Below are 20,203 nucleotides of genomic sequence, written 5' to 3' on the forward strand. Positions count from 1 at the left end.
GGTCCCGGCCGTCAGAGGAGATTCAGTGCATGACTGTGTGCTGATTGGGGTGTCTGCGTCATTGGATCATCCCTTCCCTGGTGTCGCGCAGCGCCGTTTGGCGTTGAAGATCAGAGTACATCCGTGCACTGAAGTCGCATCGGTCTCGACCGCGCCGGGGGATCCCCCGCGCACGCCCGAGCGCTCGAGTCCGCACCGAGTGGTCGTGTGGGCGCGGCGCTCGAGCGATCGGTAGGCTGCGGCGATGCGGTTTCTCTCGACTCGCGAACGCGACGGCGGGGTGATCGGAATGACGAGCAGCCTGGATCGCTGGCTGGTCGGCCGCAGTGCGCGCGTGCGGGCGACTCCGGCGGACCGGGCGTTGAAGGCGTTGAGCACCGCCGCCGACAAGAGTCGCTTGTGGATGGGGCTCGGGGCGATCTTGTTCGTCGCCGGAGATCGCCCGGCCCGGCCCGGCGCGGCGCGGTGCGCGGGCTGCTCGCGCTGAGCATCGCCAGCGGCGTGGCCAACGGTGTGGCCAAGCCGCTGTTCCCGCGCCGCCGTCCGCCGGACGAATCCGTTCCGTTCGTGCGCAGGCTGGTCGCGCCGCCGGTCTCGTCGTCGTTCCCCTCCGGGCACGCGGCCTCCGCCGCGGCCTTCGCGACGGGCGTGGCGCTGGAATCGCCCGCGGCGGCCGTCGCGGTGGCCCCGATCGCCGCCGCGGTGGGATATTCGCGTGTGCACATCGGCGTGCACTGGCCCTCCGATGTGGTCGCGGGCGCGCTGTTCGGTAGCGCCGTCGCACTGGTCACTCGGCGGTGGTGGGCGGTGCGCGACGACGAACCCGCCGCTCTCGGTCCGGTCGAACACATCGACCCGCTGCCGAAGGGCGCCGGATTGCTGCTGATCGGCAATCCGCACGCGGGATCGGGCGATGGCGACGACGCGCTCGCCGACCTGCGTGCGCGACTGCCCGCCGCCGAGGTGCTGGAACTAGGCGGCGACGATTTCGAGGAGCGGGTCGACGAACTGGTGCGGCGCGACGATCTGCGCGCACTCGGCGTCGTCGGCGGGGACGGAACGGTGTCGGCCGTCGCGGAGTATGCGGTCCGTCACCGGTTGCCGCTGGCGGTCTTCGCGGGTGGCACGCTGAACCACTTCGCCAGGGACGCCGGAGTGGAGCGGACCGACGTGACCGTCGCCGGGCTGGAAGCGGGCGAAGCGGTGCGGGTCGACGTGGCTGGTGTCTGTTTGGACGGCGCCGAGCAGCGCACCTTCGTGAACACCGCCAGTCTCGGCGGTTATCCCGATTTCGTCCGTGTTCGCGAGCGCTGGGAACGGCGGATCGGCAAATGGCCCGCGGCGGGAATCGCCATGGTGCGCGTGCTGTTCCGCGCCCAGCCGCTGCACGTCACCGTCGATGGCGCCCACACCGCGCTGTGGATGCTGTTCGTGGGCAACGGCACCTACCACCCGGCCGACCAGATCCCCATGTCGCGTCCGGAGTTGCGCGGCGGCACCCTCGATGTCCGCTACCTGCGCGCCGATGTCCCGTTCTCGCGGCTGCGGCTGGTGTTCGCGACGTTCACCGGCACGCTGGGGTACTCGCCCACTTATCGGCACCGCAGGGTTTCCCGCGTGGATGTGCGGGTCGCCGAGGAGGCGGTGTCGCTGGCCACCGATGGCGAGGTCGACCATCGCGGCAAGGACTTCCGATTCACCAGCGGACCGTCGGCGCTGATGCTGATCAAGCGTGGGCGCGCGGGGAGCTCGCAGCGAAATGGATAACGAATAGCTATCAGATAGCTGTGTCATCGCTTTTGTCGCGGCGTGTCGGCGAATTGGATGCTGAGCCTGGTTTGGTCGAGGGATGCACGGGTAGTTGCCAACATGTAGCTGATCATTTCCGGTCTCGTCTGGGGCCGGGCACATGCACTACTGGCAGGAGCACGTCATGCTCGATGTTTCCTACCGTCGATCGCTGCTCGACCAGGACACGCAGCGGCTGGACGTCAGCCGGTATCTGACGTGTGACAGCGCCGAGGACCCGGTGCGGCTGTCGCGCAGAACGCAGCGCGTCGCCGCGAGCCCCGACGTCACCGATCGACCCACCAGCGATTGAACTGCTTTTCCCAGCACGCGCGGTGGACAGCCGCGTTCTGTCGAGCTGCGCATCGCACGGACGAACTGCGGAGGAACCCCATGACTGAAATGCTGGAAACGCTCATCGGCAGCTCGGTGTACGGCCCCGAAGGCGAGAAGATCGGCAAGGTCAAACGGGTCTACGTCGACAACAATTCCGGATCGCCCACCTGGATCGCGGTATCCACCGGTCTGTTCAGCGCCGACGCGTTGGTCCCGCTGGCGGGCGCCGAGCATCGCCCCGAGGCGGCCGTGTTGCAGGTGCGAGTCGGTAAGGATGCGGTCAAGGCCTCGCCGCAGCTGGACCACAACGGGCAGATCAGCCCACAGGCCGAGCAGGAACTGTTCGACCATTACCAGATCGATCCGGATCAGTCCGCCTGGGATGTCTACGGCAGGCAGCCGGTGCCGCAGCCGCCGCGCACCCGCCCCGCGATGACCCGCCCGCCGGAGCGGCGGACCGGGGAGCCGGGAGGCGTCGCGACGGCGCGTATGCGGAACAATCCGGGTCCGGACGAGGAGACGTTGCGGATGCCGGCTTCCGGCGATCGGTCGCGCATGGGCCTGGATCCGATGGTCGACCCCTACGCGGTCGACACCGCCGATCTCGGTATGCGGGAACCGGATGGCATGCCGCACGACGATCCTCTGGCCGGCGAGTTGCCGGACGCCGAGCCCCGCTGATCGGCTCGTCCTCGACGATGGTGTGCGCGTCCTGCGACGCGCACACCATCGTGGCGTATTCGGGACGGGAGACCTTCGGTCGGCGGCGAAACCCCGATCGCCGCGCGACAAGCGGGGCGCCGGCCTAAGGGGGAACCCTGATTTACACCCCGAAATGCCTCCTCACCTGGTGATTTCCGCTGATTCAGGTGCCATGCTCGAAGCGGAAACCGACTCCTTGGAGGCATCGAAATGTTGTGGAAGATCATTGGCATCGTCGCGGTCGTCTGGATCGCGCTGGCCGTCATCGGCGCGCTGATCAAAGGCCTGTTCCCGATCCTGGTGATCAGCGCCATCGTGTTCGGGCTGTACCTGCTGTACAAGGCGGTCTCGGGCTCGGACAAGTCGACGGTGAGCAAGCTGTAGCGGGCGAGTGCCGCGATGCGGGTGTGATCGGCCCCGAAGGGGGTGTGGCAGGCTAGGCGGATGCGAGTAGCCGTCGTCGCAGGGCCCGATCCCGGTCACGCGTTCCCCGCTATCGCGCTGTGCTCGAGATTCCTGGCGGCCGGTGACGAGCCGGTCCTGTTCACCGGTCCGCGGTGGTTCGACGCCGCGCTCGCCGCCGGAATCGGGGTGCGCAGACTGAAAGGCCTGGCGCCGCGACCGGTGGACGACGACGCCGACGCCGGGCAGCGCATCCACGAGCGGGCCGCGCACATCTCTACCGAGATCCTGCCCGAATTGAGCGCCATGCTGCCCGAACTGGTGATCTCCGACGTGCTGACCGCGGGCGGCGGCATGGCCGCGGAACGGCTCGGCGTCCCATGGGTGGAGCTGTCCCCGCATCCGCTGTACCTGCCGTCGAAAGGGTTGCCGCCCATCGGGAGCGGGCTCGCGCCCGGTTCGGGTCTGCGTGGTCGGGTGCGCGACGGCGTACTGCGCGGCATGACCGCACGCGCCCTGCGGAACGGGCGTCGCCAGCGGGAGCGGGCGCGGGAGAGCGTCGGCCTCCCCGCGGTCGATCCCGGGCCCGCCGCGCGCCTGATCGCCACCCTGCCCGCGCTCGAGGTACCCCGCCCCGACTGGCCGGAATCCGCCCACGTGATCGGCCCACTGCTGTGGGAGCCGACCGACGCGATCCTGGACCTGCCGCCCGGGGACGCGCCGCTGGTCGTGGTCGCCCCCTCGACCGCGCACACCGGTGTGGCGGGCATGGCCGAGACGGTTCTGCGGGCGTTGGAGGGAACCGGTGTGCGCGTGGCCATTTCGATGCTGGACGCGCCGCCCGCCGATCTTCCGCCATGGGCCACGGCGGGGTTGGGGCGGCAAGACGAACTGCTGACCCACGCCTCCGTCGTCGTCGGCGGCGGCGGTCACGGCCTGCTCGCCAAAACGCTGTCCGCCGGCGTCCCGATCGTCACCGTTCCCGGCGGCGGCGACCAGTGGGAGCTGGCCAATCGCGTGGCGCGACAAGGTAGTTCGATCGTCGTCCGGCCGCTTTCACCCGAGGCCGTCCGTGCCGCGGTCGGTGCGATCCTCGCCGACCCGCGTTACACTCGAGCGGCGAGGGAGGCCGCCGCCACGCGCGATTTCCCGGACCCTGTCGCCCTGTGCCACCAGGTCTGTTACGCCGTCCACCCCTGACCGGAGCGGGTGCCGGGCGTGCCCCTGACCAGCGAACGCGCGGGACGGGAGTAAGTTCGGGACGGTGCGGTTGACCGAGTTTCAGGAACTGTTGCACACCGAGTTCGGTGTGGCCCGCGGCGACGCCCTGCTGTCCGACCACGTGATCCCGGCGTTGGGCGGGCGCACCGGCGCCGCCGCCATCGAGGCCGGAACCGATCCCCGCGACGTCTGGCGCGCCCTGTGCGCCGAATTCGACGTGCCGAGGACGCGCTGGTGAGCGTCCCCGGGCAGGTGGAGCGCGACGAGCCGCTGTACCGGTTCGACGAGCGGCAGCGGATGATCCCGCACGACCCGGAACGGTTGGCGGTCCGGGTGGCGCAGGCACGCCCCGACGACTTCGCGAGCTACCGGCAGACCGGCATCGAGTTGATGCTGCTCGGCCGCTACGACGAGGCGCTCGACCACCTCGATCGCGCGCTCGAACTGGTGGACACGGAGCGGCGCCGGATCACCGTGTGGATCAACTTGGGCGACGTCTACCGCTATCGCGGCGACGCGGGCACCGCGGAGACGTTGTACCGCCGCGCCGTGGAACACGCGCGGGTAGCCGCGCCGGAGGTGCTCTCGTTCGCCGTGCAGCACCTGGGCAAGGCGCTCGCCGAACGGAACCACCTGGCCGAGGCGCGCGAACTGCTGGCCGAGGCGATGCGGCTGCGCGTGGCCGAGGGCGATCCCGAGGAGATCGAAGCCACCCGCACCGCGCTGGACACGCTGGCCGAGCTGCCGATTCCGTTGCCGCCCACCGTCGCGGCGCTGTTGGGCGAGGCGCCGAGCTGGTCGGACGAGCACGAGGGCATGAGCGGCGGTGTGGTGCGCGTCGACGGCGCCTACTGGCTCAAACGCGGTCCGAAGGCCGTCGCCGAGTATCAGCGGCTCACCTGGCTGCGTGAGCGCGGGATCGCCGTGCCGGAGGTGGCGGCGTTCGAGGACGACGTGCTGGTGCTCGCGGACGTAGGCGCGCCCAGCTTGTCGGCGGGCTCCGGCGGCGCCCACGCGGCCTCGATCGGCCCCGTGCTGGGCGCCCTGTTGCGCCGGCTGCACAGCATTCCGGTCACCGAGTGCCCGTTCGACGGACGCCTGGACGTCGTGCTGGCGCGGGCGCGCCGCAACGTGGTCGAAGGTCTCGTGGACGCGGACGATTTCGACGACGACAACGCCGGGTCCACCCCCGCGGAGATCCTCGAGCGGCTGTTGGCACAGCGGCCGGAGCGTGAGGATCTGGTGGTGGCGCACGGTGATTTCACCCCGCCGAACGTGCTGGCGAACGGCGTCCTCCTCGATGTCGGCGGGCTCGGTGTTTCCGACTGTTACCGCGATCTGGCGCTCGCCGTCCGCGACCTGCGCGCGGATTTCGGCGAAGCGGAGGTGACGGCCTTCTTCGCGGCCTACGGACTGGCCGAGCCGGACGAGAGCCGCTTGACGTATTACCGGCTGCTCGACGAGTTGTTCTGAGCCTCAGGGCTTTCGCGCGTAGTGCCGCGCCGCTTTGGTGCGGTTGCCGCAGGTGGCCATGGAGTGCCAGCGGCGGGTTCCGTTCTTCGAGGTGTCGTAGAAGAACAGCACGCACTCCGGATGCGCGCATTGGCGGATCCGATCGGGTGCGGTGCGCAGCAGCTCCAGCAGATTGTCGGCAGCCAGCCAGCCGGGCAACCAAGCTCGCTCCGGGACGTCCACCAGGTCGGCTGGCCCGGACGCGGTGAGCGCGCGGCGGACGCGGCCGTGTTCCAGCACGTCGTTGAGTCCGGCGGGGGAAGCGTGCACCACCACGTCGTAGATGGCGGTCCGGGCGGTCAGCACCGCGTTCAAGGTGGCTTCGTCGGCGGTCGCGCGATCGGTGAGGCCCGCCGACGCCAGCCAGGTGCGCAGGCCGGTGACATCGGTGAGCAGGTCCTGTGGTCCGTGCTCGATCCATCTCGTGTTCAGCAGATCGAGCGCCAGGGGTTCACCGAGGTGGGGGCGTGGATCGGGCATGCCCGAGGGTACCGAGTGGACGCCGTTGTCCACGGCCGTCACCTCCTTCTAACCGCTGAAAATAATTTAGACGGTTGACACCATTGTTCCCGGGTCGGTACGTTCTAACCAGTGAAACCGCATAATGCGGTTGAATCTTCCGAGGAGGAACTCATGACCGCGGTCGCCGCACCTCAGCTCAGCACCGGGCACATCGGCCTGAATGTCTCGGATCTGGATCGCTCGGTGGACTTCTACCGCCGGGCCCTTGGTTTCGAACAGCTCGCCGCGAGCGCCGACGAGCAGCGCCGCTGGGCCTTCCTCGGTCGCGACGGCAAGCTGGTCATCACGCTGTGGCAGCAGAGCGGCGGTACGTTCTCCACCGAAACGCCGGGGCTGCATCATCTTTCGTTCCAGGTCGACAGCATCGATGAGGTGCGCGCGGTGGAACGGGTGCTGCGTGAGCTCTCGGTCGCCTTCGCCCACGACGGCGTGGTGGCGCACGGCGAGGGCGTCGCCTCCGGTGGGATCTTCTTCACCGATCCCGACGGGATCCGGCTGGAGGTGTACGCGCCCAGTGGCGCGGAATCCGCTCCCGCGCCCAGCGGTGCGGCACCGACCTGCGGCTTCTTCTGATCCGGCCGCGTAGCGAAGGGAGTATCGCGATGGAGGCGTTCCACCGCGGGGAGGTCGACGTGCAGCGCCGGATGGGGCAGGCGGACATCGCCGGACGGGTCGGTCGCATGATCCGCCCCGATATCCCTACGGTCGCGGCCGATTTCCTGGCCGAACAGCGGATGGTGGTGCTCGCCGCCGCCGACGCGGCGGGCAGGCTGTGGGCGAGTGAGCTGGTCGGGCAGCCGGGATTCGTCCGGGCGGTGGACGACCGGACCATTTCGATCGGCACCATGCCCGCTGCCGCCGACCCGCTGCACGAAGCGCTGACCCGCCGGTCTCGCGTCGGCATGATCGCCCTGCAACCGCAGCGGCGCAGGCGGATGCGCGTCAATGGGAGGTCCGCGCCGGAGGACGCGGGCTTGCGCATCGTCACAGATCAGGTGTACTCGAATTGTCCCAAGTACATCTCGCGGCGGGACGTCGCGAGTTACACGCCCGGCGCTACGACGTCCGGGGTGCGTCGCGGTGCCGAATTGGATGCCGAGCAGCGGTCCGCGATCGCCTCGGCCGACACGTTCTTCGTCGCGACCGCGGACGAGGAAGGCAACGCCGACGCCTCGCACCGCGGCGGCAATCCCGGCTTCCTGCAAGTGCTCTCGCCTACGCGGCTGCGCTGGCCGGACTATCGGGGCAATTCGATGTTCATGACGCTCGGCAACCTCGCGGTCAACCCCCGCTGCGGGATCCTGATCCCGGACTGGTCCACGGGCGCCACGTTGCAGCTCACCGGCACGGCCGAGTTGGTCTGGGCGCCCGAGACCTTCACGGCGGGCGCGCAGTGCTCCCTCGATTTCACCATCGAAGAGGTGGTCGAGCGATCCACGGGAGCGCTGCGATGGGGCCCTGCCGAACTTTCTCCCGTGAATCCCTGAAACTTCGAGAGAAGGAGTTGTCCCATGCGACCTCCTCTTCCCCCGTTCGACGCGGAATCCGCCGAAGCCAAGGTACGGGCAGCCGAAAACGCCTGGAACACGCGCGATCCCGAACGGGTCGCCGCCGCGTACACCGAAGATTCGGTGTGGCGCAATCGCGACGAGTTCTTCACCGGCCGTGACGCCATCGTCGATTTCCTCACCAGGAAGTGGTCCATCGAGAACGGCTACGCGCTGCGCAAGGATCTATGGGCCTTCCACGGCAACCGCATCGCCGTGCGGTTCCAGTACGAATGGCACGACGAGTCCGGCCGGTGGTTCCGCAGTTACGGCAACGAGCAATGGGAGTTCGCACCGGACGGGCTGATGTCCCGGCGTGAGGCCAGCATCAACGATGTCCCGATCGGGGAATCCGAGCGGCGCATCTTCGGGCCACGCGAGCCTGGTGACGAATCGGTGCTGCCGCAGCGTTAGGGCCGCAGGGGCACGGGAAACGGCGGGCCCGTCCGGGACGCCGCCGTCTCTTCGTGCCGAATCGCGATCAGGCGGCGACGGCCTGCCGCTCGGCTTCGGGCGATCCGGCGTCCGCGCGCTTCCGGTGGAACAGTCCGAACGCGACCAGTCCGAATCCGATGCCCACCGCCGCCGCGATGCCGAACGCCGCGTCGAGCCCGGCGACGAAGTGCGGCAACGTCATCGGCTGCGTGGCGTCGGCCACCCCGCGGAAGACGGTGCCGAGCACCGCGACGCCGAGCGCGAGGCCCAGTTGCCGGGCAGTGTTCACCGCACCCGCGGCGGTGCCCGCTTGCTCCGGGGCGACCGCCCCCATGCCGACCGAGACCAGCGCGGGCGCGTTGACGCCGATCCCGATGCCGATCACCACGAATCCCGGGATCAGCGCGACCCAGGAGGACTCGGCGCCGACGATCATCAGCAGCCAACTGCCCAGGCCGACCACAACCAACCCCGCGCCGATGGTCCATTTCGGCGCGACATCGTGCAGCAGCCGACCGAAAGCGCCCGCCACCACGAACGCGGTCGCGGCCATCGGGAGCATCGCCAGACCCGCGTGCAGGGGCGACATGCGCAGTTGCTGTTGCAGCCACAGCGAGATCAGGGGAGTGCTCGCGAACGCGGCGAACGTCTGTCCGGACGCGCCGAACAGGGTCGCGCCGAAATCGCGGTTGCGCAGCAGTGCCAAGGGGAGCATCGGTGCGGCGCCGCGCGCTTCGACCCAGCCGAAGATCGCGGTCGCGGCGGCGCCCAGCGTGAACGCCGTCACGGCGGCCGCGTCCGTCCAGCCGTGCTCACCGCCGCGGATGACGCCGTAGGTGACCGCCATCGCCGCGGTCGCGAAGGCCAGCATGCCCGGCACGTCCACCACCCGGCCCACGCGCCGCCGGACGGGCGGGAACACGGTGGCGGTCAGCCCGATCGCCAGCACGGCGATGGGCAGATTGACGAAGAAGATCCAGCGCCACGACAGCGCCTCGGTGAGCACGCCGCCGAGCACCACTCCGATGCCCGCCGCCGCACCGGACACCGCGCCCCAGACGCCGAAGGCGACGCCGCGGTCACGGCCGGTGTAGGTGGCGTGCAGCAGCGACAGCGTGGTGGCGAACATGGCCGCGCCGCCGACGCCTTGCAGCGCCCGCGCCGCGACGAGGGCCGCCGCGTTCTCGGCGACGCCGCAGCCGAGCGACGCGATCGCGAAGACGACCAATCCGGCCAGGTACGCGTGCTTCGCGCCGACCCGGTCGGCGAGCGAGCCGAGCACCAGCAGCAGCGCCGCCAGCGCCAAGGCGTAGCCGTCCACCACCCACTGCAAGCCGGACAATCCGGTGTCCAGATCGGCGGCGATGTCCGGCAGGGCGACGTTCACGATGGTGACGTCGATGAGCAGCATCAGCGTGCCGAGGCACGCGGCGAACAAGGGGAGCCATTTCCTCACGGGAGCCTCCACGGCGGATTCGAATGATTTCGACGCCAAGCGTGCGGCAATCGGATGGATCCCCCTAGCCGCAGCGACAACTGCGTTAGATTCCTCCTGTGCGCGATGGTGGTCCGAGAGAATCTTCCGATCTGGATGTCCTGGACAAACAGATCGTGCACGCGCTGGTTCACGACGCCCGGATGCCATTCGCCCGGCTGGGCGGCGCTCTCGGCGTCTCCGAGCAAACGGTGGCGCGGCGTTACCGCGCGCTGCGGCAGTGCGGCATCCTGCACGTGGCCGGACAGGTGAACGCGGCGCCGCTCGGTCACGCGCGCTGGGTGCTGCGCTTGAAATCGACACCGGACAAAGCGCTGCGGCTGGCCGAATCCCTGTCCCGGTTCCCGGATCTGAGCTGGGTGACCCTGCTGTCCACCGGCTCCGAGGTGACCTGCGTGGGCAGGCCGCGCTCGATCGAGCGGCGCGACGCGCTGCTGTTGCAGATCCTGCCGCGCGCCCCGCAAGTGCTGGCGCTGACCGCGTACGAGGTCATCCATCGTTTTCCGCTCGACGAGGAGTGGCCGCGCTATCGGCACCTGCTCACCGCCGCCCAGCTCGACGCACTCGGCCCCGCCCGGCCCCGGACCGCGGACGCGGGACCGGACGCACCGGTGAACCTTTCGGCGGCCGACGAGGCGATGCTCACGCTGCTCGGCCGGGACGGGCGCGCTCCATACGCCCAGCTCGCGGCCGAAACCGGGTGGACAGCGCCGCGAGTCGCGCGGCGCATGGCCGAGCTGACCGCGGCGGGCGTGCTGTACTTCGACGTCGATTTCGCCATCGAGCGGATGGGCTACGGCGTGCGCGGCGCGCTCTGGCTGCGCGTGCGGCCCGCCGATCTGGACGCGGTGGGGCGCGCGCTGGCGACGCACCCGGAGATCGTGTTCGTCGCCGCCACCACCGGGCCGTCCAATGTGTTCGCTTCGATCATCTGCCGCGACACCGCGGATCTCTACCGCTACGTGACCGAGCGGCTCGGCGCGCTGGACGGGATCACCGATGTGGAAGTGACGCCTTCCCTGCGCGTGCTCAAACAGGCGCAGACGCTGCTGGACACCGACCGGATCGCCCTGGTGCGCTGATCGCGCGGCGTTCGCCGGAGCGGGCGGGAGCGGTGCGATGCGCGCCGGGCGCGTCGCTTGACTCGAACACCTGTTCGTCTAGGCTGGTCGCCAGAACTTGTCGGTGCCGCGCTCTACTGTAGGCGCCAACCACAGAACGAGACTTACCCGTCGAAAAGGGGATCAAGACCATGGCACCACAGGCGTACGACCGGGACAAGGCGCTCGAACTCGCGCTGGCCCAGGTGGAGAAGAGCTTCGGCAAGGGTGCCGTCATGCGCCTCGGCGAGGAGGCGCGCCAGCCGATCTCGGTGATCCCCACCGGCTCGATCGCGCTCGACGTGGCGCTGGGCATCGGCGGCCTGCCGCGCGGCCGCATCGTCGAGATCTACGGCCCGGAATCCTCGGGTAAGACCACCGTGGCGCTGCACGCGGTGGCCAACGCGCAGGCCGCGGGCGGCGTGGCGGCGTTCATCGACGCCGAGCACGCGCTCGATCCGGACTACGCCCGCAAGCTGGGCGTCGACACCGACGCGCTGCTGGTCTCCCAGCCCGACACGGGTGAGCAGGCGCTGGAGATCGCCGACATGCTGGTGCGCTCCGGCGCCATCGACATCATCGTCATCGACTCGGTGGCCGCGCTGGTGCCGCGCGCCGAGATCGAGGGCGAGATGGGCGACAGCCACGTCGGTCTGCAGGCCCGCCTGATGAGCCAGGCGCTGCGCAAGATGACCAGCGCGCTGAACAATTCCGGCACCACCGCGATCTTCATCAACCAGCTGCGCGAGAAGATCGGCGTGATGTTCGGCTCGCCGGAGACCACCACCGGCGGCAAGGCGCTTAAGTTCTACGCGTCGGTGCGCCTGGACGTGCGCCGCATCGAGACGCTCAAGGACGGCAGCGACGCGGTGGGCAACCGCACCCGCGTGAAGGTCGTGAAGAACAAGGTCTCCCCGCCGTTCAAGCAGGCCGAGTTCGACATCCTCTACGGGCACGGCATCTCCAAGGAGGGCTCGCTCATCGACATGGGTGTCGAGCATGGCTTCATCCGCAAGTCCGGCTCCTGGTACACCTACGAGGGCGATCAACTCGGCCAGGGCAAGGAGAACGCCCGCAAGTTCCTGCTGGAGAACGTCGACGTCCGCGACGAGATCGAGAAGAAGATCAAGGAGAAGCTCGGCATCGGCGCCGACGTGACGGCCGATGCGGCCGCGGAGGTGCCCGCCGATTTCTGAGCCGACGCACAGCCGTCGCTCGCCCGGAACGACTCCGGCCGATTCCGGGCGGCCACGGGCCGACGCGGTGCAGGAGATGCGACGTCGGCTGGAAGAACTCTTGTCCGTTTCCGGTCCGCCAGACGGTGCCCGGTCCCGCGGACAGGACGCCGAGCTCGTCCGGAGGGCCGAAGGTGGTTCGGTTGCGCCGGACACCATGGGAACTCGGCCGGGCGCGTCCGATCCGCAGCGGGCGCGCCCGGCTGGGTCCCGTCGTGGTCCCCAGGGTGCGCGGGCGCGTATCGGCTCGCCCTCGGCCGACTCCGGTCTTGCCGAAGGAGAAACGGCCGATCCGGGAGCGGCCGGATCCGAAGCCGGAACGGTCGAACAGGCGAAGGAGGCGTGTCTCCGCTTGCTCGCCGTTCGCGCCCGCAGCCGTGCCGAGCTGGCTCAGCGTCTGGCCGCCAAGGGGTACACGGCCGAAGTGAGCGAACGGGCGCTCGATCGCCTCGGCGAAGTGGGTCTCGTCGACGACGCAGCCTTCGCCGAGCAATGGGTGCACTCCCGGCATACCTTCTCCGGTAAAGGCAAGCAGGCTCTCGCGCAAGAACTTCGGCGCAAGGGCGTCGCGCAATCGGATGCCGTGGCCGCCCTCGACGCCATCACCACCGACGACGAGGAAACCCGCGCCGCCGAGCTGGTCCGCCGCAAATTGCGCTCCCTGCCGCGAGATCTGGACCGGGACAAGATGATTCGCCGCCTCGTCGGCATGCTCGCCCGTCGTGGCTACGGTCAGTCCACGGCGTATCGGGTGGTCAAGGCCGAACTGGCCGATCAGGGGCTGGCGGGCGACCTCGATGAGACCATCGACTGAACTCGCCCATGCGGCTCCCGGCGATCGGGAGCCGTGCTCCACCAGTTCGAGGTGTTGTCGTATACCGGCGGCAGTCCAACCGCGCGAGTTGGTGGGAGTTCGTCGACGGTACCAACCTCACCGGAATGGGCACTGGTCACCGCCGCCGAAGCCATGCGCGGTCGTGCGGGGGAGCGCGCACGGTTGGCGCCGACCGGATCCGGCCCGGTGGGGGAAGCCCTATCCCGCTCACAACTGCGCTCCACGCCGGTCGGCTGTGCGGGATACGGATGGTCGGTGTGCGGCTACTGCTCGGGGTACGGCCCGCCGCGGCCGCCGTGCTAGCGAAATCGCGGGCGACTACGGCGTTTTCGATCGGCTTGCTGATTGTCGCTGCTCGGGCAGCCGATCGGGGCCCGGCCCGCGGCGGTCGAGGTCTGTACCCTTCGTACCGCCGCGGCGGAGGTGCAACGCTGCGCGGGTTTCGGGTGCGGCATCGTCGGTCTACACCTCTCCTGTATCGGCGGATAGACCGGCGGCCTCGATACCCGCCACGGCGGCGCGTTCGTCCTCCAAGGAGGTCGCGGCCCCTGTCGAACCGACCGCGCCGAGGATTCCGCCCGCCGTGTCCCGGATGAAGACACCGCCGGGGACGTCGAGGATGCGCCCTTCGGCGAGCGTGGCCACCGACGTGAAGAAGGTCGGCGCGGCCGCCGCGCGGCGGGCGATCTCGCGGTTGGAGACGCCGAGGCCGAGCACGCCCCAGGCCTTGGCGATCGCGATCTGTGGTCGCAGGATGCCGGAGCCGTCCTGGCGTTGTAACGCGACGAGGTGGCCGCCGGGATCCAGAACCGCCACCGTGAGCGGGTCGAACCCGTGCGCGGCGCCGTAGGCCAGCGCCTCGCTAACGATGAGCGTCGCGCGTTCCAGCGTGATCGAGGTCGTGGTGACCGTCATTTCCTACTCCTGTGTCGAGGACTTTCGGATTGCGTTGGCTACAGGTCAATGCCGCGAGTACGAGCCCAGCACCGGCGACCTGCGGCCAGGTGACGCGTTCTGTACCGGCCGCGACGGCGAACACCGCCGCCACCACCGGCACGGCGAACATGAAGACCATCGTTTGCGCCGACCCCACCCGCCGCACGCCCCAGTACCACGCCACGAGGCCGTAAATGGTCACCGCCAGCACGGAAAAGGCCAGTGAGACGAGGGTGGTTCCGGAAAGCCTCGGCAAGTCCCGCGGCGGTGCCAGTGCGGATGCCGCGGGTAGCAGTACCGCGGCGCCGATCACCGAGGCCCACGCCGTCACCCGCAGGGGGCTGTGGTCGACCAGCAGGGGACGGGTGACGACCGGGTAGGCGCCCCACAGCGCGGACGCGGCCAAAGCGGCCAGATTCCCGAGCGCGCGGTTCGGCGCCGCGTGGCCCGCCTCGCGGCCGAGGACGACCAGGACCACACCTGCCATCGCCACGCACGCGCCGATCAGCACGGCGGCGCGGACGGGCTCACCGCTCAGCCGCGCGAGCAGCGCGGTCCACAACGGCGACAACGCGATCAGGATGGCGGACTCGGTGACCGTGGTGAGCGCCACCGCGGCGCTGAAGGCCAGCTGATACGCCACGATGCCGATCGCGGCCGACAGCGCCAGCCGCGGCCACCACCGGCGCGCGATGGCGGGCCTGCCCTCCACGGCGCACGCGAGGACCAGCAGCAGTGGCGCGGCCGCGGCGAAGCGGATCGCGTTGAAGGTCACCACGTCCAGTTCGCGCAGACCCCAGCCGGTGACCGTGTAGCTGGCGCCCCACACGGTGCTCACCGAGGCGAGCACCCAGGTCGCGCGATCAAGCCGCACGCGGCACGCTCACCTGGTCCAGCACGTGGCGCACCGACTCCAGCGCCGATTGCAGCGCGCCTTGGATCCAGGCGTGCGCGACCGAGAGATGCTCGCCGGCGAAGAACACCCGCGGCGCCGGATGCGGATGCGGGGCTCCGATTTCCGCGAGGTAGCGCGCGTGCTGTCCCGGCGCCAGGTAGGCGAACGCCCCGCCGCCGATGCCGACCTGCTCGTCCCAGGTCCAGTGCACGACGTCGTCGACGACGGCGGTCAGGCCGGGATGCAGCTGTTCGAGCGAGGCGAGCACGATTCTGGTGCGGTCGCTCTCGGGCAACGCCGCGAACCGCCGGGCGTTGTTCTCCCACAGGTAGGCCGCGGTGAGCACGGCCGGTGCGTGCGAGCGCTCGGGATCCGCCGAACTCCAGCGGGCCGACTCGGGGGCGAGCCGGGCGTTGTCGGACGGATACCACACCTGCTGGATCGGCAGATCGGTGAAGCTGCCGCCGCCGAAGATCCCGTCGACGTGCTCCCAGTGCCGCTCACGGACGTGGACGAGGGTCTTCGTGCTGCTGGCGTAACTGATGCCGCGGATCGCCTGCCGCTGGGGCGCGGGCAGCGCGGGGGAGATGTCGATCTGATCCAGGCCGGGCGCGGGTACCGCGCAGATCACGAAGTCGACTTCGTCGGTGAACGCCGCGCCGTGCCGCTCGCCGCGCAACCGCACGCCCTCGCCGGTGACGTGCAGTTCGGTGATGCGGGTGGCCAGCCGCAGGCTGCCTGGGCGCAGCGCGTCGGTGAAACCGCGAATGAGCGCATCGGTGCCGTCCACCAGCTCCAGTTGGTCGACATTGAACAACCCGAAGTAGTCCACGAGCACTTCCAGCAGCGAGGCGTGCTCGTAGTGCAGCAGTCCGCTGGCATGCCCGATCAGATCCCAGGCGTCCGGCGAGAGGCGTTGCCGGGTGAACTTCCACAGCGAGGTCGCCGCGAGCCGGTCCAGCTCCGGGTCGGCCACGTCACCGGCCAGCAGGGCCTTGCGCCGGTGGTCGCCGAGGCCCTGCCAGGCGGCGCGCAGCAGCCGCTCGAGCACCAGCAGCGGGTCGGTGCGCTCGGCCTCGTTCAGCTGGTAGGCGGGCAGCACCTGTTCCACCTGCGACCTGCGCACTCGACGGCCACGCAGCAGATAGTAGGCATCCGGGTTCGCGTTGACGAAAGGCCTCGTGGCCAAGTCGAACTCATCGACATAGTGCAAGGTGCAGTGATGGTTGCCCGGGATCCGCATCGCCCCGAGCTCACCGTGGGTACCGTCCCAGAACCGCCAGGTGCGGACCCGCCCACCGGGACGTGCCGTGCGCTCATAGACGGTCACGTCCAGACCGTGGCGTTGCAGTTCGTAGGCGGCGGCCAGACCGCTCGCGCCCGCGCCGACCACCGCGACCCGTGCGGGGCCAGCGTTCCCGGGATGGCGCAGTTCGCCGGGAAAGGAAAAAGACTCGTCGAAGAGAAGGTCGGAGGTACGGCTGGTCATCGATCAACTCCCGCAGGTATGACGCGCTGATGACCGTCCCACCGGTCGAATACCGGGGATCGGCGTATGCCTACGAGATTGACGGGACGCCGCCGAGGGCACGAGTGTTGCGCTCAGCTCGAGCACAAAACTCGGGCACCCGTGCGGTATTGCCGCGCGCTAGCCAGTTCGCTTGCGCGGCAACGTTTCCAGCCCGGTTCAGGGCTTCTGGCCGAGGTCGACGCCGGGCGCGGCGTCGGTGATGACCGAGTCCGCGGCGACCACCGCGCCGCCGCCCTTTCCGCGCTTGCGCGCCCGCAGCCGCCGTTCCAGCCTGGTCGCCACCAGCGTCAGCGCGCTGTTGAGCGCGATCATGACGATCGCGATGACGATCAGCGCCGGAACCGTGTTCTGTTCGGCCGCGCCGAGTTGCTGGCCGGAGCGCACGATTTCGACGTAGGTGATCTGGTAGCCCAGCGCCGAGTCCTTGAGCGCGACCACCATCTGTGAGACCAGCGCGGGCAGCATGGCCGTGATCGCCTGCGGCAGCAGGATCAACCGCATCAGCTGGTTCTTGCGCATGCCCAGCGCGACGGCCGCCTCGGTCTGCCCCTTCGGCAGCGAGCGGATGCCCGCGCGCACGATCTCCGCGATGACCGAGCCGTTGTAGACGGTCAGCGCCGTGACCACCGCGGCGAGTGCAAGATCCTCGGACTGGAACACGTCGTACTGGGAGTACACCGCGAACAGGAAGATCATCAGGATCAGCACGGGGATGGCGCGCGCCACCTCGACGACGGTTCCCGCGACCCAGCGCACGACGCGATGGTCCGACAGCCGCAGGACGCCGAAGATCATGCCGATGATCAGCGCGAACACGATGGACAGCAGCGCGGCGACGACGGTGCCGCGCAGACCGGGCAGCAGATAGGTCGACCAGACCTCCGCCTCCAGGAACGGCTTCCACTTCTCCGCGGTGAACTGCCCCTTGTCGGCGAAACCGCGATAGAGCACCCAGCCTGTCGCGGCCACGGCGACCACGACCAGCAGCGAGTAGACGTTGTTGCGCAGCCTCGCCTTCGGGCCCGGCGCGTCGAACAGGACCGAAGCGCCTGCGCTCATCGGGACACCTCGTATTTCTTGGCCAGCCAGCCGAAGAACAGGCCGGTCGGCAGGGTCAGGATCACGAAGCCGAGCGCGAAGATCGCGCCGATCGCCAGCACCGCGGCCTCGGTCTCGGTCATCTCCGCCATCAGGGTCGCCGCTTCGGCGACGCCGATCGCCGAGGCGATGGTGGAGTTCTTGGTCAGCGCGATCAGCACGCTGCCCAGCGGGGCGATCACCGAGCGGAACGCCTGCGGCAGCACGATCAGCCGCAGATTCTGCAGGAAGCCGAACCCGAGCGAGCGGCCCGCCTCGGACTGGCCCATCGGCACGGTGTTGATCCCCGCGCGCAGCGACTCGCAGACGAAGGAGGCGGTGTAGATGCTCAGGCCGACGACCGCGAAGCGGAAGTTGTTCTGGGCCAGCGAGTTCGGGCCCTCACCGGCGAGGCGCCAGCCCATCGTCGTGTAGAGGCCCAGCGACATGAACACGATGATCAGCGTGAGCGGAGTATTGCGGAAGATGGTGACGTAGGTGGTGCCGACCCAGCGGGCGACCGGCACGGGGGACACACGCAGCGCCGCGACGACGGTGCCGAGGATCAGCGCGCCGACCGCCGACAGCACGGTCAGCTGGATGGTCACCCAGAAGGCTTCGAGGATTTGGCTGTCGTACCTCGAGATCAGGTCGAACACGGCGGACGCGTTCCTCCGATCGGGTCTCGATGGTCAGGGGAGGTGCGGCGGGTGGCCCGGCCCGGTCGGGGACGGGCCACCCGTGCTGAGGCGAACGGTGCGGACGCTCAGTACCGGTTCACCGTCGGCGGCTGCGGGGCCTGGTAGCCCGAGACGCCGACGGTCGAGTCGAACGCCTTCTTCCAGGAACCGTCGGCGATCATCGCCTCGATCGCGTCGTTGATCTTGTCGCGCAGTTCCTTGTCGCCCTTCTTCGACCCGATGCCGTAGTTCTCGGTGGTGAACGGCTTGCCGACCACCTTGAACGCGCCGCTGCTCTGCGCCGCGTAACCGGCCAGGATGATGTCGTCGGTGGTCACCGCGTCCCAGGATCCGGCGCGCAGCCCCTCGAGGCAGAGCGAGTAGGTGTCGTTGGTCTGCAACTGGGTGTCGGGGAAGTTCTTCTCGATGTTCTGGGCCGGGGTGGAGCCCTTCACCGAGCAGACCTTCTTGCCCTTCAAGTTGTCCGGGCCGTTGATGTCGGTGTTGTCGGCGCGCACCAGCAGCGACTGTCCCGCGACGTAGTACGGCCCGGCGAAGTCGACCTTCTCCTTGCGCTTGTCGTTGATCGAGTAGGTGGCGACGATGTAGTCGACCTGTCCGTTCTCGATCAAAGTCTCACGCTGCGGCGACGGCGCTTCCTTGAACGTGATGTCGTTCGGCTGCACGCCCAGTTTCCCGGCGACGTACTTGGCCACCTCGACGTCGAAGCCGCTGTAGGACCCGTCCTTGTTCCGCAGGCCCAGGCCCGGCTGGTCGAACTTGATGCCGATGGTGAGCTTGCCGTCCTTGGCGTGATCCAGGGCGGACTTGTCGCCGCCGCCGCCACACGCGGTGGCGGTCGCGGCGGCGAGTGTCAGGGCGATCGCTCCGACACCGATGCGCAGAGCGCGATTGATCCTCATCGAGTTCCTTCTCCCTATCCAGTGGGTGTGCTGGCCGCTGTGTCCGGCAGGTCAGTGGCTCAAGATCTTGCCCAGGAAGTCCTTCGCTCGCTCGGACTTCGGGGCGGTGAAGAAGGCGTCCGGCGCCGCGTCCTCCACCACCTGGCCGTCGGCCATGAACAGCACCCGATTCCCCGCGCGGCGCGCGAAGCCCATCTCGTGGGTGACGACCAGCATCGTCATCCCGTCCTTGGCCAGCGACACCATGACCTCGAGCACCTCGTTGACCATCTCGGGGTCCAGCGCGGAGGTCGGCTCGTCGAACAGCATCACCTTCGGGTTCATCGCCAGTGCCCTGGCGATGGCGACGCGCTGCTGCTGGCCGCCGGACAGCTGCGCCGGGTACTTGTCGGCCTGATCGGCGATGCCGACCCGGTCGAGCAGCTCCATGGCGCGGGTCCGGGCGGCGTCCTTCTTGATCTTGCGGACCTTGACCGGCGCGAGCGCGACGTTCTCGAGGATCGTCTTGTGCGCGAAGAGATTGAAGGATTGGAAGACCATGCCGACGTCGGCGCGGAGCGCGGCCAGCGCGCGGCCCTCGGCGGGCAGCGGGACGCCGTCGATGGCGATGTCGCCGGAATCGATCGGCTCCAGCCGGTTGATGGTGCGACACAGCGTCGACTTGCCGGATCCCGAGGGGCCCAGCACGATGACGACCTGCCCTTTGGGGACCTCGAGGTTGATGTCCTTGAGTACGTGCAGGTCGCCGAAGTGTTTGTCCACTTTGCGCATCAAGATCATCGGTGGGCTGCTCGTGGCGGCGTTGACGGCCCCGGCAGAGGCGTCCCCGGTCGTGGCGGGCGCGGCGTCGTCGTCGGTCATGGTCATGACCTTAGGCAAAAATCGGAAATTTGCCCGACTTTTGGCGACACACCCTCTCGCCACGCCGATTCGACATGTGCGCGTAACTTCGCGGTTCCTCCGTCGTCGGCGGTGGATCGCCCCGAGCCTGCGTCGATGCCCGCGAAAGCCACCGGAGGCCGCCCCGTACC

At 69.2% G+C, this 20,203-nt stretch carries 23 protein-coding genes; 14 read left to right on the forward strand and 9 right to left on the reverse strand.

Features of this window, described 5'->3' with window-relative positions; translation table 11 throughout:
- Nucleotides 1-244 precede the first annotated feature (244 nt).
- From ACWEH3_RS11530 to ACWEH3_RS11565, 8 genes are all read left to right on the forward strand, one after another.
- On the forward strand, nt 245-487 hold the full coding sequence (locus ACWEH3_RS11530) for a hypothetical protein (RefSeq protein ID WP_450016526.1): 243 nt from the start codon (nt 245-247) through the stop codon (nt 485-487).
- Nucleotides 466-1,767, forward strand: coding sequence for a phosphatase PAP2 family protein (locus tag ACWEH3_RS11535; RefSeq protein ID WP_450016528.1), 1,302 nt, complete (start codon nt 466-468; stop codon nt 1,765-1,767). The genes ACWEH3_RS11530 and ACWEH3_RS11535 overlap by 22 nt, the downstream gene beginning before the upstream one ends.
- 166 nt (nt 1,768-1,933) lie before the next feature.
- Entirely contained in the window at nt 1,934-2,101 is a 168-nt protein-coding gene (locus ACWEH3_RS11540) for a hypothetical protein (protein WP_450016530.1), read from the forward strand.
- Between the two features lie 80 nt (nt 2,102-2,181).
- Nucleotides 2,182-2,805, forward strand: coding sequence for a PRC-barrel domain-containing protein (locus ACWEH3_RS11545; protein ID WP_450016532.1), 624 nt, complete (start codon nt 2,182-2,184; stop codon nt 2,803-2,805).
- A 231-nt stretch (nt 2,806-3,036) separates the two neighbouring features.
- Nucleotides 3,037-3,210: a hypothetical protein gene (locus tag ACWEH3_RS11550; RefSeq protein WP_355070211.1), complete on the forward strand. Its 174-nt coding sequence runs from the start codon at nt 3,037-3,039 to the stop codon at nt 3,208-3,210.
- 60 nt (nt 3,211-3,270) lie between these two features.
- Nucleotides 3,271-4,428, forward strand: coding sequence for a glycosyltransferase (locus ACWEH3_RS11555; RefSeq protein WP_450016535.1), 1,158 nt, complete (start codon nt 3,271-3,273; stop codon nt 4,426-4,428).
- A gap of 64 nt (nt 4,429-4,492) precedes the next feature.
- Nucleotides 4,493-4,687 carry a DUF3046 domain-containing protein gene (locus ACWEH3_RS11560; RefSeq protein ID WP_450016537.1) on the forward strand — a complete coding sequence of 65 codons (195 nt, stop codon included), beginning with the start codon at nt 4,493-4,495 and terminating at the stop codon, nt 4,685-4,687.
- A complete protein-coding gene (locus ACWEH3_RS11565) occupies nt 4,684-5,922 on the forward strand; it encodes a phosphotransferase (protein ID WP_450016539.1) in 1,239 nt (412 codons plus the stop codon). Before ACWEH3_RS11560 ends, ACWEH3_RS11565 begins: the two co-directional genes overlap by 4 nt.
- 3 nt (nt 5,923-5,925) lie before the next feature.
- Here the strand turns inward: ACWEH3_RS11565 and ACWEH3_RS11570 are convergent, their stop codons facing one another.
- Complete coding sequence (locus ACWEH3_RS11570; RefSeq protein ID WP_450016727.1) at nt 5,926-6,441, reverse strand: CGNR zinc finger domain-containing protein; 516 nt, start codon at nt 6,439-6,441, stop codon at nt 5,926-5,928.
- A gap of 153 nt (nt 6,442-6,594) precedes the next feature.
- Here ACWEH3_RS11570 and ACWEH3_RS11575 point away from each other — a divergent pair, with 153 nt between their 5' ends.
- Genes ACWEH3_RS11575 through ACWEH3_RS11585 form a run of 3 tightly spaced genes read left to right on the forward strand, consistent with a single transcriptional unit; the run spans nt 6,595 to nt 8,444 of the window.
- Nucleotides 6,595-7,056 (forward strand): VOC family protein, encoded by a 462-nt coding sequence (locus ACWEH3_RS11575; protein ID WP_450016541.1) that lies wholly within the window; start codon nt 6,595-6,597, stop codon nt 7,054-7,056.
- Nucleotides 7,057-7,085: 29 nt separating this feature from the next.
- Entirely contained in the window at nt 7,086-7,970 is an 885-nt protein-coding gene (locus ACWEH3_RS11580; RefSeq protein WP_450016543.1) for a pyridoxamine 5'-phosphate oxidase family protein, read from the forward strand.
- Nucleotides 7,971-7,994: 24 nt separating this feature from the next.
- A complete protein-coding gene (locus ACWEH3_RS11585) occupies nt 7,995-8,444 on the forward strand; it encodes a nuclear transport factor 2 family protein (protein ID WP_450016545.1) in 450 nt (149 codons plus the stop codon).
- A 67-nt stretch (nt 8,445-8,511) separates the two neighbouring features.
- Here ACWEH3_RS11585 and ACWEH3_RS11590 read toward each other — a convergent pair whose 3' ends face one another.
- A complete protein-coding gene (locus ACWEH3_RS11590; RefSeq protein WP_450016547.1) occupies nt 8,512-9,921 on the reverse strand; it encodes an MFS transporter in 1,410 nt (469 codons plus the stop codon).
- 98 nt (nt 9,922-10,019) lie between these two features.
- On the opposite strand from ACWEH3_RS11590, the gene ACWEH3_RS11595 reads away from it, so the two are divergent.
- From ACWEH3_RS11595 to recX, 3 genes are all read left to right on the forward strand, one after another.
- Entirely contained in the window at nt 10,020-11,042 is a 1,023-nt protein-coding gene (locus ACWEH3_RS11595) for an Lrp/AsnC family transcriptional regulator (RefSeq protein WP_450016549.1), read from the forward strand.
- Between the two features lie 170 nt (nt 11,043-11,212).
- Nucleotides 11,213-12,256 carry a recombinase RecA gene (gene recA / locus ACWEH3_RS11600; protein ID WP_450016551.1) on the forward strand — a complete coding sequence of 348 codons (1,044 nt, stop codon included), beginning with the start codon at nt 11,213-11,215 and terminating at the stop codon, nt 12,254-12,256.
- Between the two features lie 196 nt (nt 12,257-12,452).
- The gene (gene recX / locus ACWEH3_RS11605; protein WP_450016553.1) at nt 12,453-13,109 is read left to right on the forward strand and encodes a recombination regulator RecX; all 657 of its coding nucleotides are present in this window, start codon (nt 12,453-12,455) and stop codon (nt 13,107-13,109) included.
- Between the two features lie 483 nt (nt 13,110-13,592).
- Here recX and ACWEH3_RS11610 read toward each other — a convergent pair whose 3' ends face one another.
- From ACWEH3_RS11610 to ACWEH3_RS11640, 7 genes are all read right to left on the reverse strand, one after another.
- The gene (locus tag ACWEH3_RS11610; protein ID WP_450016555.1) at nt 13,593-14,045 is read right to left on the reverse strand and encodes a GlcG/HbpS family heme-binding protein; all 453 of its coding nucleotides are present in this window, start codon (nt 14,043-14,045) and stop codon (nt 13,593-13,595) included.
- On the reverse strand, nt 13,993-14,940 hold the full coding sequence (locus tag ACWEH3_RS11615) for a DMT family transporter (RefSeq protein ID WP_450016557.1): 948 nt from the start codon (nt 14,938-14,940) through the stop codon (nt 13,993-13,995). The genes ACWEH3_RS11610 and ACWEH3_RS11615 overlap by 53 nt, the downstream gene beginning before the upstream one ends.
- Complete coding sequence (locus tag ACWEH3_RS11620; protein WP_450016559.1) at nt 14,930-16,450, reverse strand: flavin monoamine oxidase family protein; 1,521 nt, start codon at nt 16,448-16,450, stop codon at nt 14,930-14,932. The genes ACWEH3_RS11615 and ACWEH3_RS11620 overlap by 11 nt, the downstream gene beginning before the upstream one ends.
- Before the next feature lie 198 nt (nt 16,451-16,648).
- Nucleotides 16,649-17,551: an amino acid ABC transporter permease gene (locus ACWEH3_RS11625; RefSeq protein ID WP_450016561.1), complete on the reverse strand. Its 903-nt coding sequence runs from the start codon at nt 17,549-17,551 to the stop codon at nt 16,649-16,651.
- Entirely contained in the window at nt 17,548-18,228 is a 681-nt protein-coding gene (locus ACWEH3_RS11630; RefSeq protein WP_450016563.1) for an amino acid ABC transporter permease, read from the reverse strand. The genes ACWEH3_RS11625 and ACWEH3_RS11630 overlap by 4 nt, the downstream gene beginning before the upstream one ends.
- 107 nt (nt 18,229-18,335) lie before the next feature.
- Entirely contained in the window at nt 18,336-19,172 is an 837-nt protein-coding gene (locus ACWEH3_RS11635) for a glutamate ABC transporter substrate-binding protein (protein WP_450016565.1), read from the reverse strand.
- A 51-nt stretch (nt 19,173-19,223) separates the two neighbouring features.
- Entirely contained in the window at nt 19,224-19,952 is a 729-nt protein-coding gene (locus ACWEH3_RS11640; protein ID WP_450016729.1) for an amino acid ABC transporter ATP-binding protein, read from the reverse strand.
- Nucleotides 19,953-20,203 lie beyond the last annotated feature (251 nt).

The sequence above is a fragment of the Nocardia sp. NPDC004718 genome (assembly GCF_053601535.1).

Coding starts and splice junctions, on each gene's coding strand:
- ACWEH3_RS11530 (WP_450016526.1), top strand. CDS start 245: ATGCGGTTTCTCTCGACTCGCGAACGCGACGGCGGGGTGATCGGAATG.
- ACWEH3_RS11540 (WP_450016530.1), top strand. CDS start 1,934: ATGCTCGATGTTTCCTACCGTCGATCGCTGCTCGACCAGGACACGCAG.
- ACWEH3_RS11545 (WP_450016532.1), top strand. CDS start 2,182: ATGACTGAAATGCTGGAAACGCTCATCGGCAGCTCGGTGTACGGCCCC.
- ACWEH3_RS11550 (WP_355070211.1), top strand. CDS start 3,037: ATGTTGTGGAAGATCATTGGCATCGTCGCGGTCGTCTGGATCGCGCTG.
- ACWEH3_RS11555 (WP_450016535.1), top strand. CDS start 3,271: ATGCGAGTAGCCGTCGTCGCAGGGCCCGATCCCGGTCACGCGTTCCCC.
- ACWEH3_RS11570 (WP_450016727.1), bottom strand. CDS start 6,441: ATGCCCGATCCACGCCCCCACCTCGGTGAACCCCTGGCGCTCGATCTG.
- ACWEH3_RS11575 (WP_450016541.1), top strand. CDS start 6,595: ATGACCGCGGTCGCCGCACCTCAGCTCAGCACCGGGCACATCGGCCTG.
- ACWEH3_RS11580 (WP_450016543.1), top strand. CDS start 7,086: ATGGAGGCGTTCCACCGCGGGGAGGTCGACGTGCAGCGCCGGATGGGG.
- ACWEH3_RS11585 (WP_450016545.1), top strand. CDS start 7,995: ATGCGACCTCCTCTTCCCCCGTTCGACGCGGAATCCGCCGAAGCCAAG.
- recA (WP_450016551.1), top strand. CDS start 11,213: ATGGCACCACAGGCGTACGACCGGGACAAGGCGCTCGAACTCGCGCTG.
- recX (WP_450016553.1), top strand. CDS start 12,453: ATGGGAACTCGGCCGGGCGCGTCCGATCCGCAGCGGGCGCGCCCGGCT.
- ACWEH3_RS11610 (WP_450016555.1), bottom strand. CDS start 14,045: ATGACGGTCACCACGACCTCGATCACGCTGGAACGCGCGACGCTCATC.
- ACWEH3_RS11620 (WP_450016559.1), bottom strand. CDS start 16,450: ATGACCAGCCGTACCTCCGACCTTCTCTTCGACGAGTCTTTTTCCTTT.
- ACWEH3_RS11625 (WP_450016561.1), bottom strand. CDS start 17,551: ATGAGCGCAGGCGCTTCGGTCCTGTTCGACGCGCCGGGCCCGAAGGCG.
- ACWEH3_RS11635 (WP_450016565.1), bottom strand. CDS start 19,172: ATGAGGATCAATCGCGCTCTGCGCATCGGTGTCGGAGCGATCGCCCTG.
- ACWEH3_RS11640 (WP_450016729.1), bottom strand. CDS start 19,952: ATGATCTTGATGCGCAAAGTGGACAAACACTTCGGCGACCTGCACGTA.